Here is a 13907-nt window from a genome sequence, read left to right as displayed (position 1 = left end):
ACTTTCGGCATGCGTCAGACAGCTTCAGCAATCCGGACCGCAACCCACCGCCCAGCAACGCACGCGGTCCACGCGTCAGCGCCTTTCCTGGCCAACGCTCTCCGCCGGATTGCGACTACACTTCTTCTCCTCCTGTCCTTCGCTGCCTTCCTTCCCGCAGCCCATGCCCAGGCCCCCATCGATCTCGGCCTTACCTACACCCAGATGCGCACCAAGTTCGTCGGCGCCGCCTCCACCGACAACTTCTATATGCGCGGCGCCACGGTCGACGTCGCGTACTCGCCCTTCCACGGCATCGGGCCCGTCGTCTCCCTCAACGGCATGGCCGTCACCAACCTTCGCACCGAAATCGACATCCACCAGGCCAGCTTCCTCTTCGGCGGCCGCTACACCTACAGCTTTGGCCACGTCTCCCCCACCGTCTGGAGCCGCAGGGCAAGCATCTTCGGCGAAGGCCTCGTCGGCATCACCCACGCCAGCGACGGCCTTTATCCCACCGGACCCCTCGGCCCCAAGACCAACACCCTCACCAGCACCGCAACCGGCTTCACTTACGCCTTCGGCGGCGGCGTCAACTACAACCTCTATCACCGCTTCGAGCTCCGCGTCATGGCCCACTACTTCGTTACCGAGCTCCCCAACGGCGGCACTAATCAGCAGAAAGATACCCAGGTCAGCGCCGGCGTCAACTGGCACTTCGGCAACTAGCTCCGACCGCCCTGGCGTTTCCCCAATAAGCAGCCAAATTCGGCCTATTCGACCGACTCAAAGCGCGCTGCTGTCGCCATCGGCCATCTAAGCCCCAGGCGTACGATTAGTAGCAGACATACGGCTGAACTTCTCCACGTTGCATCCAAACAGATCGATGGGATCCGACTCCACAAAGGCTTTTTCGCCCGACGGTTCGCAGAACGAACAGCGCCTCCGTCTCCTTGTCGAGACAGGCATTCTGCTCGCCTCGGAGCGCTCTCTCGACGTGATCGTCCAGGCCGCTCTTGACGCCGGGCTGCATCTTTGCAGCGCCCGCTACGGCGCCTTCTTTTACAACAACATCGGCGACAACGATAAGTCCTACAGCCTCTATAAAGAAGCCGGCCCCGACCTCAACATCTTCGCCACCGTTCCCGAGCCTCACTGCACCGAAATCCCCAAGGACAGCTTCCTCAATCAGCTAATCGTCCGCTCGCCCGACATCACCCGCGACCCCCGCTTTACCGAAAATCTTCCCTTCGCTGCTCTCTCCCCGAATCACCCTCCCGTTCGCAGCTATCTCTCCGTCCCCGTCCGCAGCCGCGCCGGCGAGAGCCTCGGCTGCCTCATCTACGGCCATCCTGACGTCGACAGCTTTACCCCCGCCAGCGAAGACCTCGTCGCCACCATCGCCTCCCAGGCCGCCGTCGCCATCGACAACCTTCGCCTCTCCGAAAACCTCACCTACGAGATCTCCCAGGTCGACGCCGCCCGCGCCCTCCAGCGCGAGACCTCCGAACGCCTCCGCCAGGCCCTCGACGCCGCCCAGCTCGGCACCTGGACCTGGGATCGCGCCACCGACCTCCTCGACCTCGACGAGCGCGCCGCCTACCTCTTCCACGCCGAGCCCCACGCCCCCATCACCCGCACCGCCCTGCGCAAACGCGTCGTCGCCATCGAAGACCAGGCCTACACCGCCGAAAACCTGGAGAGGTTCCTCGAAACCGGCGGCATCTACACCGCTGAATATCGCGTCGAGTCGCCCGACGGCATCCAGACCTGGCTCTCCGCCAGCGGCAATGCCACCTTCGCTCCCAACTCCCCCGACATCATCGGCATGGTCGGCACCGTGCAGGACATCACCACCCGCAAAACTCAGGAGACTGCCCTCCGCCAAAGCGAAAAGCTCGCCGCCACCGGCCGCCTAGCCGCCACCATCGCCCACGAGATCAATAACCCCCTCGAAGCCGTCACCAACCTCATCTACCTCTCCCGCACCGACCCCGACGTCCCCGAACCTGTCCAGCAGCTGCTCGAAACCGCCGACGCCGAGCTTGCGCGCGTCGCCCAGATCGCCCAGCAGACCCTCGGCTTCTACCGCGACACCACCCGCCCCATCGAAATCAAACTCAATGACCTCCTCCACAGCGTCGTCGACCTCTTCGAACGCAAGATGGTCACCCGCAAAATCAGCTGCACCCTCGACCTCGAGCCCGACCTCTGCATCCACGGCCTCCAGGGCGAGATCCGCCAGGTCTTCTCCAACCTCATCGTCAACGCCATCGACGCCTTCACCTACCCCATGCTGAAGCCCGGCCGCATCCACATCCGTGGCCGCCATCTCCACGGCGCCAAATTCGGCGGCGGCCAGGAAGCCGTCTCCATCCTGATCTGCGACGAAGGCTCCGGCATCTCTCCCACCGCGCGCGCCCGCATCTTCTCTCCGTTCTTCACCACCAAGCTTTCAGTCGGCACCGGCCTCGGCCTCTGGGTTACCCGTGGATTTGTCGAAAAACAAGGCGGCACAATTTGCTTCCACACCCGCACCGGCGACCCCTCCGGAACCATCTTCCGCGTCGTTCTCCCCGTTCACATTCCCCCGCCCCGCACAGCCTCCACTCCTCCGCTTCGCGCCTAACCGCATAGAGCCCCTTTCGTTTACCCTCATTTCTTTCTATCGCCTATCGATGGAAAAACCCGACCTGTTTTGTGTTGGCTCACCGAGTTCGCTACACTCAAGCCAGCAATCCGCAAACAGTACAGGGCCCCCATGCACAACACTTTTCTTTCCAGCGACGCGCGCGAAACTATGTCCACCGCAACCTCACAAGCGGACGGTGACAGCGTACTCGCGACATCTCCCACTCGAATCCTCGTCGTAGACGACGAACCTCTCATCGCCGACACCATCGTTCAAATCCTCAACCGCAACGGCTTCATCGCCGAAGCCGCCTACGGGGGCAGGGAAGCCATCGACGCCGCCCGCCGCATCAACCCCGAGCTCATCCTCTCCGACGTCCTCATGCCCCACATCGACGGCGTCGAAGCCGCGATCACCATCCAGAAGTTCCTCCCCGAAGCCCGCATCGTCCTCTTCAGCGGACAGGCAGCGACGGTCGAAATCCTGGCCCGTGCCCGCGTCCGCGGCTACCACTTCGAGCTCCTGGCCAAACCCCTCCACCCCACCCAGCTAATCAAACACCTTCGCCAGGAATAGCTCGGCACCCTCGGGTGCACCATCTTCGGCGCGTTCTTTGCGCCTAAGGTGGGCTACAGCATGAACCCCCGCACAGCAGCGCCCTAAAAGGAATACATGTCATACGAACAGGATCTTTCTTTCGTTAGAGCGAGCGATCTGATCGAAATCTATCAGGGCCCCGAGGTGTTCCTTCGGACTTTCGCAAGGGCCGATCGAAATGTTGGGTTGCTGTATGCAGCTCACTTTGCTCAGTCGGAAATTTGCAATGGTGGCTTCCAACAGTTCTTCTCTAATAGCACCGGCGTCCTCAGTCCAGAAGCGATTTCCGGAATGGAAGCAGTCAACATGCCACAGACGGCCGCGCTCCTCCAACAGGCCGCTACACTGCTTGGGACACCATATCCTCGCGAACGAAGCCAACGACAGGGAAAGCTGAAACTGGTTGACCCGAAGGTTCTCAATACAATCAATAACAAGTTTATCGCCCTGATATCGTCAGAAAACGGCGGTTTCGAATCAGCGGCCCAAGCATTCCTTACTGCCCATTGATCTCGTTGAAAGGCAATCGGCGCCACATATTCGCATCCCCACAACCCCTCCCAACGTCTTATCCTGTAATTCCATGTCGACTACCCACACTAACGCCCTCCCCATCGCCATCTACTACGAGCAGCCCCACTGGTTCAAACCCCTCTTCGCCGAGCTAGACCGCCGCGGAACCCCCTACGTAAAGCTCTACGCCCCCGACCACTTCTTCGCGCCCGAAGACCATCCCGAAGAAAAATATTCCCTGGTCTTCAACCGCATGAGCCCCTCTGCGTGGAACCGCGACCACGGCGACCAGATCTTCTACACCCTCAGCTTCCTCGAGCACCTCGAGTCCCGAGGCGTAAAAGTCATCAACGGCTTCAAAGCCTTCGCCTCCGAGCTAAGCAAAGCCGGCCAGCTAGTCCTCATGGACAAGCTAAACATCCCCTACCCGAAAGCCCGCGTGATCCACCGCGCAGCGCAAGCCGAAGAAGCAGTAGTAGGTCTCCGCTGGCCAATAGTAGTCAAGCCGAACATCGGCGGCTCTGGCGCAGGCGTCAAGCGCTTCGACGGCCTCTCCCAGCTCCAGGCCGCGATCGCGCGAGACCCCGGCACCCCCGACGCCCTCCAGTTCGGCCTCGACTCCACCGCCCTGGTCCAGGAGTTCATCCCCGCAGAAGGCTCCCACATAGTCCGAGTGGAAGTCCTCAACGGCAAATACCTCTACGCCATCAAGGTCCACATCACTGGCGAAACCTTCGACCTCTGCCCCGCCGACATCTGCCGCACCACCACCGGCACAGATCTAGCCCGCGGAGCCTGCGCCATCGACGCCCCCAAGTCCGGCATCACGGTAGAAGCCTACACGCCCCCCGCCGACGCCATCGCCGACGTAGAACTCCTCATGCGCCACTCTGGCATCAACATCGGCGGCATCGAATACATCACCGACAGCCGCGACGGCCAACGCTACTACTACGACGTAAACGCCTTGAGCAACTTCGTAGCCGACGGCCCCAACGTCTTGGGCTTCGACCCCTTCGCCAAGCTAGCCGACTGGCTGGAATCCGAAGCCAACATCACCACTACTGCGGATATGACTCTCTAAGCTCCAGAACGGAGAAAACATGTACGCCATCATGGGAATCACCGGTCAGGTCGGCGGAGCCATCGCCGATCAACTCATTGCGAGCGGCGAAAAAGTTCGAGCCATAGTTCGCAACTCCGCGAAGGCCTCCACCTGGGCAGCTCGCGGAGCGCAACTCACCGAAGCAGATTACGACGATGCCGCCGCACTGGAGCAGGCCTTTCGCGGTACGTCCGGCGTCTTCGCCATGATCCCTCCCAACTTCGCGCCCTCTCCCGACCTGCGCGAGTCACGCAAGACCATCGAAGCGCTCGCAACCGCCCTCAATCGCGCCCGGCCCGCCAAGGTCGTATATCTCTCTTCCATTGGCGCCCAGCAGGGCACCGGCTTAGGCCTCATCACCGCCCTCCACCTGCTCGAAGAAAGCCTCGACGCGCTGTCTGTGCCGACGGCTGCTCTTCGCGCCGGCTGGTTCATGGAAAATTCCGTATGGGACGTCGCTCCTGCGCGGGACCAGGGAAAACTCTTCTCTTATCTCCAGCCGCTAGATCATGAATTTCCGCTGGTAGCCACCCGCGACATCGGAAAAATCGGAGCAGACACGCTTCTCCAGACGTGGCAAGGTCATCGTCATCTTGAAGTCGGCGGCCCTCGCCGCTACTCCCCCCGCGACATCGCCGCTGCATTCTCGAAGGCACTGGGCAAGAGCGTAGAGCCTGTAGCCGTTCCGAGAGACGAGTGGGTCAAGACGTTCGTCGCTCAGGGAACACCTGAAGATCGCACTCCCCTCCGCGTCCAAATGCTGGACGCATTCAACTCCGGATGGATTGACTTCGGCATCCCAGGAACAGAACCAACCGCCGGCGCCACCGAGCTGGACACAGTCATTCAATCCCTCGTCTAGCCCCAGCCTTTCTCCCCTATGAGCCTGGACCGCACGATCGGCAACACCCTCGGCTGTCTCTCCATAGTGGTGGCGTTGTTTTTGTGGGCGTTCATTTTGTCGACAAGTCCCGCGCAATTCAACCGGAACATTTTCGATGCCACGCCCGGCGCTCGGGCAGGAATTGTTAGCTTATTCTTCTTCAGCCTGCTCCTGCCGCCTTTCGCATCGTGGAAAAACTCAAAGCTCTGGCTCCTCATGCTGCTCAATCCGGCCGCATCGCTTGTCTTCCTAAAACTTCGTTCCTAAGCCCCTACACTCTACCCTCTATCCTCTACACTCTGTCTTATGCGCTACGGCTTCTGGCTACCCGTCTTCGGCGGCTGGCTTCGCAACATCGACGACGAACAAATGCCCGCCACCTGGGACTACGTTCAAGACCTAACCCTCAAAGCCGAAGACCTGGGCTACGACCTGACCCTCATCGCCGAGCTAAACCTCAACGACATCAAGGGCACAGAAGCCGACAGCCTCGACGCCTGGTCGACCGCCGCCGCGCTAGCCGCCATCACGAAAAAACTCGAGCTGATGGTAGCCGTCCGTCCCACCTTCCACAATCCCGCGATGCTCGCCAAGCAAGCCGCCAATATCGACCGCATCTCCAACGGTCGCCTAACCCTCAACGTAGTAAGCAGCTGGTGGCGCGACGAAGCCCTCAAGTACGGCATCCCCTTCGACGAGCACGACGACCGCTACGCTCGCACCTCCGAATGGCTAGACGTCCTCACCAACACCTGGTCCCAACAACACACCACCCACACCGGCCGCTACTACAACATCGAAGACAACATCCTCAGCCCCAAGCCTCACTCCACGCGCACCTACTCCGGTGCCGACACCCTATCCTCTATCCCCCATCCCCTATCCCCTGCTTTCCCCACCCTCTACGCCGGAGGCGAATCCGAAACCGCCAAGAACCTAATCGCCGCCAAGTGCGACGCCTATCTAATGCACGGCGACGACCCCACCACCATCGCCACCAAAATCGCCGACATGAAACAACGCCGCGCCCTCCACCCCCACCTCCCGCCAATGATCTTCGGCGTAACCGGCTACTGCATTGTCCGCGACTCCGAAGCCGAAGCCAACAGGGAAGTAGACCGCATCACCTCCGCGCCCGACCCCACAAAGTCCCCCGCAGGCTTCGCCAACTTCCAGCAATGGATCTCCGGCTCCCAGCTCGAAAAGAAAATCTCCCTCCGCGACTACTCCGTCTCCAACCGAGGCCTCCAATCCGGCCTCATCGGCACACCCGAAACCGTAGCCCAGCGCTTAGCCGACTTCGAAGCCGCCGGCTGCTCCCTCGTCCTCCTCCAATCCTCCCCGCAGCACACCGAGATGGCCCGCTTCGCCGCACAGGTAATGCCTCACTAGTAACAACTTCGTACCTTCTCCATCTCGCCACCACGCACAGTTACCTTTTACTTGGGGCCAGGTCCTCCCAATGCTTTAGGATTGTCCTCAAGGATCAATACCCGAAGCCTCATTCGTGCCAAGCCTCATGGAGAACGACTTCGCACCACCCGACCCGCCGCAGCAAACTCCCTCGGCACCACCGCGCGACACGCTGATCCGCTATAGCGTCTTCGCCGCCCTGGGTTGCGCGGCCCTGTGCATGGTCTTCATCATCCTCTACATCTTCAGCTACTCCCTCGACTCCACCCTCTCCTTTGAGCGCCACTTCGACTCCTACGCCTCAGGCAACACCGCCAATCTTCCCACCGTCCTCGGCTTCCACACGGCCCAGAATCGCATGTTCCAGCAATCCTGCGGCATGGTCGCTGGCCTCTTCTTCGCCTTCGTCGGCCTCGCTCTCTTTCTCGTCGGCATCCAGGGCACCCTCGACGCGAACGGCCAGGTCAGGGACTACGCCGCCAGCGCCAAACGCCTCATCCCCGGCGGCGTTATCCTTGTCGCCTCCATGATCTTCGTAGGCGTCTCCGCCATGCGCCCCATCGACTTCGTCCTCGGCCCCGTCGCCCCCGCCGCCACGATCATTGCCCCCACCGCCACCACCGTCCCGCCAGTAGCCCCAATTCAATCCGCGCCTGCTACCAACACCCAGTCACAGCTCCAACCCGCGCCTCCACCGGCCGCGCACCTCGCCCCGCAATCCGCCCAGGTCCCCCCCACTACACAAGCCCCCGTCCAGGCCAAGCCCCTAACCGCGTCGCAGCCAACTGTCCCCTCTCCTGCTCCGATCCTAACCACCGCGCCCGCCCACCACCCAGCCCCACGCCCTGCCCTGGTCAAGCAAGCTGCCGCCACTCCCCCCCCAGCCCAACACCGCTTCCAGCCCTGATCATCACCACCCGCGTGACGCGCGTTTGTGAACTGCGGACCCCATAAGAACCAGGTACCCCAAGGCTTCAGCCTTGGGTCTCATACCCCCTCTATAGAAAGGGGCTTTAGCCCTGGGGTATGCTTCCATCCATGAAGTCAATGGACCGTCGCCGCTTCCTGCTCGCCTCTGCCGCCACCGCCGCTCTCCCCACCTTAAGATCTTTCGCTCAGGCCACCACCACCCCGGCAGCGACTCTCAAGCTCCACTCCGACGCAACCGGCCCGCGCATCCCCGACAACTTCATCGGCCTCTCCTATGAGACCAACGAGCTCACCAACCCCTCGTTCTTCTCCATGGAAAACACCGCCCTCATCGAAAAATTCCGAACCCTCTCCACCAACGGCGTTCTCCGCATCGGCGGCAACACCTCCGACATCGGCTATTGGAAACCCACACCCACCAGCCCGGCGCCCGAGATCCATGTAGGCGGCACAGGAGTAGGCGAACCCACCTCCGCGCTGGCGTATTCCATCACACCCGAAGCCATCCACAATCTTCGCGGCTTCCTCAATCGCACCGGCTGGACCTGCATCTACGGCATCAACCTCGGCACCAACACCCCCGGCCGCGCCGCCCAGGAAGCCGACTACGTAGCCAAAACCCTCGGCCACACCCACGAGAAAGGCAAGCTCGAATACTTCCAGCTAGGCAACGAGCCTGACCTCTTCAAGACTCATCTCCGCGACCCCAAAACCTGGTCGCCCGAGCTCTACATGGACGAGTGGCTCGAGGAAGCCAACGCCATCCGCGCCATCGTCCCCGCCGCCCGCTTCGGTCTTCCCGACACCTCTGGCAGCCCCGAATGGTACGCCGCCATCGTCACCCGTCTCCTCACCCTCACGGACCCGCCCACCATCGCCGCACTCACGCACCACTACTACATCGGCGGCCCTCCCTCCAACCCCGACATGACCATCGACCACATCCTCGCTCCCAGTCCCCGCGTCGCTCTGCTAGCTCACGACATCCGCGAGGCCGCCGCCCGCCTCAGCGCCGGCGAGCACAAAACCGTCCCCTACCGCATGACCGAAGGCAACACCTGCTATCGCGGCGGCAAGCCCGGCGTATCCGACGTCTTCGCCGCCTCGCTCTGGGCCGCCGACTACCTCCTCAATCTCGCCTGCAACGGCTATGCCGGCGTCAACCTCCACGGCGGCACCGGCGAATACGTCGGCAACTCTCTAGGCGGCCACCTCCCCGGCGATGAAATCGTCACCGCCGCCCACGGCGACCCCTCCACCCACCCGCATCCCTACTACACCCCCATCGCCCACATAGGCGACAACTACATCATCGAGCCCGTAGCCTACGGCATGCTCTTCGCCAACAACTTCGCCGGCGCCACCTCTTTCCCCATCGACTTCAACCCCGGCTCGGTCAATGCGACCGCCTACGCCGCCACCCTCCCCACCGGCCAGCGCGTAGTAGCCCTCATCAACAAGGACGCGCACCAAAGCCTCACCCTCGACCTCCCCAACTACCGCCAGGGTCCCACCCTAGCCGCCCCCTCGCTAGACTCCACCCATGTAACCCTCGCCGAACCCTCCGGCAACCACGAACTCTCCACCCTCCCCCCAGCCACCGCGGTCCTACTCTACGACTCCCGCCCCTAACCGAGCCTAAGCTCTTAACTCTCCCCGCCCGCCCAGATCTGTCATCCTGAGCGAAGCGCAGCGCAGCCGAAGGACCCGCCACCCTCTGCACGGCGCAACATTGCCCGAACCTTTCTCACCACGATCTCCAAACCCTCGCCTCCGCGTAGGAGCTACACTCTTTCTTATGTGTGGAATCGTCGGTTACATCGGCCCCAAAGCCTGCGTCCCTGTCATCATGGAGGGCCTCGCCCGCCTCGAATACCGCGGCTATGACTCCGCCGGCATCGCCGTCGCTGGCGGCGGCCACCCTCTCCAACTTCGCCGAGCCCCCGGCAAGCTCCGCAACCTCGCCGAAATCCTGGCCAAGGATCCCGTCCAAGGCACCTACGGCATAGGCCACACCCGCTGGGCCACCCACGGTCGCCCCACCGAAGAAAACGCCCATCCCCACCGCGACGGCACCGGCACGCTAGTAGTAGTCCACAACGGCATCGTAGAAAACTACCTCCAGCTAAAGTCCGCCCTAATCGCCAAGGGCCACAAGTTCACCAGCGAAACCGACACCGAAATCATCGCCCACGTAATCCAGGACGAGCTAGAGCTAGCCGCCTCCCAAAGTCCTGCGCCCGGCACCCGCACCGTAGAAGCCAACGAGTCCCAAGCCGTAGTCACCGCCCCCGCCTCTCTCCCTCTCGAAGAAGCAGTCCGCCGCGCAGTAGCGCGTCTAACCGGCGCCTTCGCCATAGGCGTCCTCTCCGCCGCCGAACCCGACAAGCTAGTAGCCGCCCGCATGGGCCCACCCGCCGTCCTCGGCATCGGCGAAGGCGAATACTTCCTGGCCTCCGACGTCCCAGGAATCCTCCACCACACCCGCCTCATCCACTTCCTCCAGGACGGCGAAGTCGCCACCCTCACCACCTCCGGCATCAAGCTAACCGACTTCCAGGCAAACGTCCTGCAACTGAACCCACAGCGCATCACCTGGGACCCCATCCAAGCCGAAAAGGCCGGCTACAAGCACTTCATGCTCAAGGAAATCAACGAGCAGCCCCGCGCCGTCCGCGACACCACCCTCGGCCGCGTCTCGCTCGACACCGGCAAAGTCTTCCTCCCCGACATGCAAATCACCCCAGAGGAATTCAAGAAGACCACCGGCATCACCATCGCCGCCTGCGGCACCAGCTGGCATGCAGGCCTAGCCGGCAAATTCATGATCGAGCGCCTGGCGAGACTCCCGGTAGATGTGGATTATGCGTCAGAGTACCGCTACCGCGACCCCATCCCGAACCCCTCCGAGCTAGGCCTCCTCATCACCCAATCCGGTGAAACCGCCGACACCATAGCCGCGCAACACGAGCTCATCGCCAAAGGCTCCAAGACCCTCGCCATCTGCAACGTAGTCGGCTCTGCAGTCACGCGCCTGGCCGCCGGCACCATCACCACCAACGCCGGCCCAGAAATTGGAGTAGCGAGCACCAAGGCCTTCACCGCCCAGCTCACCGCCCTCTTCACCCTCGCCCTCTACCTCGCGCAAGTCCGCGGCACCGTCACCTTCGAGCACTCTCTCTACCTAGTCGGCGAGCTCTCCAAGATCCCAGCAAAGCTCGAAGAAGTTCTCCGCACCGTAGACGACCAGTGCCACGAGCTAGCCAAGTCCTTCTCCACCTGCAGCGACTTCCTCTTCCTCGGCCGCGGCATCCACTACCCCATCGCCCTCGAAGGCGCGCTCAAGCTCAAAGAAATCTCCTACATCCACGCCGAAGGCTACCCCGCCGGCGAGATGAAGCACGGTCCTAACGCGCTAATAGACGAAACCCTCCCCGTAGTCTGCATCGCCACGCAAGACCCCAACGACCCCAGCTCGGTCCTCAAGTACGAAAAGACCCTCAGCAACATCCAGGAAGTCACGGCCCGCAGCGGCCGCGTCATCGCGATCGCGATCGAAGGCGACACCCACATCAGCCAGCTAGTAGAGCACGTAATCCACATCCCCCAAACCCACGAGCTCCTACTCCCCATCCTCGAAGTAGTCCCCCTCCAACTCCTCGCCTACCACATAGCCGTAAGACGAGGCTGCGACGTAGACCAACCCAGAAACCTCGCCAAGAGTGTGACCGTCGAATAGCTGAACCCTGCTCTAGACGACGGCGGCAATGCTAGGCCGTGCCCGTAGGACGTTAGTCGAGAGGTCAGCTCGCCTTCAATCCCTGAAGGAACGGATCAATCCTGTGCACTAAGACACGATAAGTGCCCCGAGCAGGAGTCTCGATTTGCTTATCTCGGACTAAGTCGCTGGTCCTTGCGCGGATCTGGTCTAGCGCCACTCCCGCATTACGGACAAGTTCATCGCCGGTGACATCCATGGAGATTGATTCATCGAGGTGATGCGCTATATACCTTGCGGACAGAACAAGCATTATCTTGTCGCGAGCGGCTAGTTTGGGCGATTTGATGTCGACGTTTCCCTTGGAATCGACCGCGCAATGTGCGATAGCGAGTTGAAGCAGCGAAAGCATCTTCGCCTCTGAGAGATTGCTGCTGACGAGAAATTGCGCTTTGAGTTCTTCGAGTGTGGCCATTATTACTCCTAAATAGAACCTAATTTGAAACTTCCCACACTTAGCCAATCCTCGCCCTGAGTGTTGACGTCGCATTGGGCAAGTTTCAACTTATTGAGCAGCTTGTGTCGACTTTCCGCTGTTCCATCAAGATTTACATAATGCTTCCCGATGAGATCTGAGATAGGGCGAATCGCACCAATCCGCAGAAGGATGGTTCGCGTCGGATGAAGCGCTAAAGCCATCCCAGCTTCGAGCAGGACATTTGGGCGGGGCTGCGACTCCACTACACGTGCCGACCCGGGAATGCACAGGTCCGGGCGAAGCTCTACAAGTTCGTCGGGCGAAAACATAACAACGCAGACTTGAGCGTGACGGAAGCCTGCCTCTACTATCTCCCATAGGTACGGCGAGGCACTTCCAGTTAGGTGGGCCATTTCAGTGAACTGAAGCGGATTGAGACCGAACGCTCGTAGAAGAGAAAACAAGTCGCTTCTCAACCGCTCATCCTGCCCATAGACGACCATCACATTGCGCTTAGTTTCTGAAGACGGAAGAAGCTCCGCATGAGACTGGGGCGAGTTGGTTGGTGCAGGGAGTCGGTTATTGGGCGCTGTAGGCTTTGCAAGGTCTGGCGGTTCGCTAGGCTCCAATGAAGAGCTGATCTTGCTGCGTCCCTCGTGGCTCAATCGATACCCACCGCCGCGAACTCTCACAAACATCTGGGACTTGCGGATCGTATCCGAGGTGTTTCCCGGACGGCGGACACGCACCTCGTCAAAAAGTGCATCCACGCCGCTCGGCTTGATCACCGTATTTGCGTCTTGAAACTCCAAGTAATGAGCAAAATATGGAACGAGCTTCGAAGGCTGACGAGTTAGCTCAGTGAAATTCGGAATGCGTTTTATGTAAGTAGAAAGTTCACTCATTTTTGTTTTCCGTCACGCGGAAGGTCGAATTCAACAAAATCCGATCCAAAGGTGGTCAAACGGTAAGCACCCCGTGTTTGGGTGGGTTCGATGTAGTCCTTGTGGCGCTTCGTGTCGACCAATGCCTGCGTCATGACCTTCGGCGGCTTAATCCCCGCCCGGAGGTAAGCGCGACGCATATCGTCACCCGTGAACTCGGTGGTGCCGGCTTGCGCCAGCTTCACTGCCAATACAGCTATCTTTTCGAAATGATCGGCCGGCTTCTTCAGTTCCACGAAGGCCGCGTCGGTCAATGGGCGCCCATCCTCGGTTGGTTTGCTGGACTCTGCTTCTGGTGCTGCGGCGGTGGTGCCTATTGCCGCATTACGGAACCGCTCCAGCTCGGTCGAGACAAACTCCTCCGAACCCTCCAGCGTAACTTTCTTCCCGTCCCAATCAACTGTACCCTTCGCAGCGTAATCCAACATGTACAGATATCCTCCAATCAACTTGTAGAAATTCTAAACATAATAGAATGAGCAGTCAAGAGAGCAATCGAAATAAAGTGAATAATGTCAATCCTGTTTTTTCTCACAGCACCATGCCCGTACATAGGTTCGGAGTCCCATTTAGGTATCCAAAATGCCCGAAAATACTAGAGAATCTAATCACTGGACAGAGAAATTGTGCGGCAAGTGGCATGAGGTACTTATACCGCATTTGAAACACGTCTGTCGATTGTTCACAGTGGGTATAGAGCAATTGGGTGTGTTCG

General features: G+C 60.6%; 14 protein-coding genes. 11 read left to right on the top strand and 3 right to left on the bottom strand.

Annotated features, from left to right (window positions below; translation table 11 throughout):
• The first annotated feature begins 9 nt into the window (after positions 1-9).
• From GSQ80_RS12160 to glmS, 11 genes are all read left to right on the top strand, one after another.
• Entirely contained in the window at positions 10-708 is a 699-nt protein-coding gene (locus GSQ80_RS12160) for an outer membrane beta-barrel protein (protein WP_158787887.1), read from the top strand.
• A 157-nt stretch (positions 709-865) separates the two neighbouring features.
• Complete coding sequence (locus GSQ80_RS12155) at positions 866-2608, top strand: ATP-binding protein (RefSeq protein ID WP_158787886.1); 1743 nt, start codon at positions 866-868, stop codon at positions 2606-2608.
• Between the two features lie 132 nt (positions 2609-2740).
• Complete coding sequence (locus GSQ80_RS12150) at positions 2741-3187, top strand: response regulator (RefSeq protein ID WP_254059601.1); 447 nt, start codon at positions 2741-2743, stop codon at positions 3185-3187.
• 96 nt (positions 3188-3283) lie between these two features.
• Complete coding sequence (locus tag GSQ80_RS12145) at positions 3284-3718, top strand: DUF4375 domain-containing protein (protein ID WP_158787885.1); 435 nt, start codon at positions 3284-3286, stop codon at positions 3716-3718.
• 73 nt (positions 3719-3791) lie between these two features.
• Entirely contained in the window at positions 3792-4805 is a 1014-nt protein-coding gene (locus GSQ80_RS12140; protein WP_158787884.1) for a RimK family alpha-L-glutamate ligase, read from the top strand.
• A gap of 19 nt (positions 4806-4824) precedes the next feature.
• Positions 4825-5688 (top strand): NmrA family NAD(P)-binding protein, encoded by an 864-nt coding sequence (locus GSQ80_RS12135; RefSeq protein WP_158787883.1) that lies wholly within the window; start codon positions 4825-4827, stop codon positions 5686-5688.
• Between the two features lie 18 nt (positions 5689-5706).
• Positions 5707-5976 (top strand): hypothetical protein, encoded by a 270-nt coding sequence (locus GSQ80_RS12130; RefSeq protein WP_158787882.1) that lies wholly within the window; start codon positions 5707-5709, stop codon positions 5974-5976.
• 39 nt (positions 5977-6015) lie between these two features.
• Positions 6016-7101 carry an LLM class flavin-dependent oxidoreductase gene (locus GSQ80_RS12125; RefSeq protein WP_158787881.1) on the top strand — a complete coding sequence of 362 codons (1086 nt, stop codon included), beginning with the start codon at positions 6016-6018 and terminating at the stop codon, positions 7099-7101.
• A gap of 115 nt (positions 7102-7216) precedes the next feature.
• Positions 7217-8029: a hypothetical protein gene (locus GSQ80_RS12120; protein WP_158787880.1), complete on the top strand. Its 813-nt coding sequence runs from the start codon at positions 7217-7219 to the stop codon at positions 8027-8029.
• A 131-nt stretch (positions 8030-8160) separates the two neighbouring features.
• On the top strand, positions 8161-9684 hold the full coding sequence (locus GSQ80_RS12115) for a hypothetical protein (RefSeq protein WP_158787879.1): 1524 nt from the start codon (positions 8161-8163) through the stop codon (positions 9682-9684).
• Between the two features lie 166 nt (positions 9685-9850).
• Complete coding sequence (glmS, locus tag GSQ80_RS12110) at positions 9851-11791, top strand: glutamine--fructose-6-phosphate transaminase (isomerizing) (protein ID WP_158787878.1); 1941 nt, start codon at positions 9851-9853, stop codon at positions 11789-11791.
• Between the two features lie 64 nt (positions 11792-11855).
• On the opposite strand, the gene GSQ80_RS12105 is transcribed toward glmS, so the two are convergent.
• Genes GSQ80_RS12105 through GSQ80_RS12095 form a run of 3 tightly spaced genes read right to left on the bottom strand, consistent with a single transcriptional unit; the run spans position 11856 to position 13620 of the window.
• Complete coding sequence (locus GSQ80_RS12105; RefSeq protein WP_158787877.1) at positions 11856-12245, bottom strand: hypothetical protein; 390 nt, start codon at positions 12243-12245, stop codon at positions 11856-11858.
• A gap of 8 nt (positions 12246-12253) precedes the next feature.
• Positions 12254-13153 (bottom strand): TIR domain-containing protein, encoded by a 900-nt coding sequence (locus GSQ80_RS12100; RefSeq protein ID WP_158787876.1) that lies wholly within the window; start codon positions 13151-13153, stop codon positions 12254-12256.
• Complete coding sequence (locus tag GSQ80_RS12095) at positions 13150-13620, bottom strand: hypothetical protein (RefSeq protein WP_158787875.1); 471 nt, start codon at positions 13618-13620, stop codon at positions 13150-13152. The genes GSQ80_RS12100 and GSQ80_RS12095 overlap by 4 nt, the downstream gene beginning before the upstream one ends.
• Between the last annotated feature and the right edge of the window lie 287 nt (positions 13621-13907).

The sequence above is a fragment of the Granulicella sp. L46 genome, assembly GCF_009765785.1.
Lineage (GTDB): Bacteria > Acidobacteriota > Terriglobia > Terriglobales > Acidobacteriaceae > Granulicella.
The sequence above is the reverse complement of the archived record's forward strand: the minus strand, read 5'-3'. Positions and strand labels throughout refer to the sequence as shown.

What these genes read in the sequence shown, in the direction of transcription:
- GSQ80_RS12115 (WP_158787879.1), top strand. Translation starts at nt 8,161, where the DNA reads ATGAAGTCAATGGACCGTCGCCGCTTCCTGCTCGCCTCTGCCGCCACC.
- GSQ80_RS12095 (WP_158787875.1), bottom strand. Translation starts at nt 13,620, where the DNA reads ATGTTGGATTACGCTGCGAAGGGTACAGTTGATTGGGACGGGAAGAAA.
- GSQ80_RS12125 (WP_158787881.1), top strand. Translation starts at nt 6,016, where the DNA reads ATGCGCTACGGCTTCTGGCTACCCGTCTTCGGCGGCTGGCTTCGCAAC.
- GSQ80_RS12145 (WP_158787885.1), top strand. Translation starts at nt 3,284, where the DNA reads ATGTCATACGAACAGGATCTTTCTTTCGTTAGAGCGAGCGATCTGATC.
- GSQ80_RS12130 (WP_158787882.1), top strand. Translation starts at nt 5,707, where the DNA reads ATGAGCCTGGACCGCACGATCGGCAACACCCTCGGCTGTCTCTCCATA.
- GSQ80_RS12100 (WP_158787876.1), bottom strand. Translation starts at nt 13,153, where the DNA reads ATGAGTGAACTTTCTACTTACATAAAACGCATTCCGAATTTCACTGAG.
- GSQ80_RS12160 (WP_158787887.1), top strand. Translation starts at nt 10, where the DNA reads ATGCGTCAGACAGCTTCAGCAATCCGGACCGCAACCCACCGCCCAGCA.
- GSQ80_RS12105 (WP_158787877.1), bottom strand. Translation starts at nt 12,245, where the DNA reads ATGGCCACACTCGAAGAACTCAAAGCGCAATTTCTCGTCAGCAGCAAT.
- GSQ80_RS12155 (WP_158787886.1), top strand. Translation starts at nt 866, where the DNA reads ATGGGATCCGACTCCACAAAGGCTTTTTCGCCCGACGGTTCGCAGAAC.
- glmS (WP_158787878.1), top strand. Translation starts at nt 9,851, where the DNA reads ATGTGTGGAATCGTCGGTTACATCGGCCCCAAAGCCTGCGTCCCTGTC.
- GSQ80_RS12135 (WP_158787883.1), top strand. Translation starts at nt 4,825, where the DNA reads ATGTACGCCATCATGGGAATCACCGGTCAGGTCGGCGGAGCCATCGCC.
- GSQ80_RS12150 (WP_254059601.1), top strand. Translation starts at nt 2,741, where the DNA reads ATGCACAACACTTTTCTTTCCAGCGACGCGCGCGAAACTATGTCCACC.
- GSQ80_RS12140 (WP_158787884.1), top strand. Translation starts at nt 3,792, where the DNA reads ATGTCGACTACCCACACTAACGCCCTCCCCATCGCCATCTACTACGAG.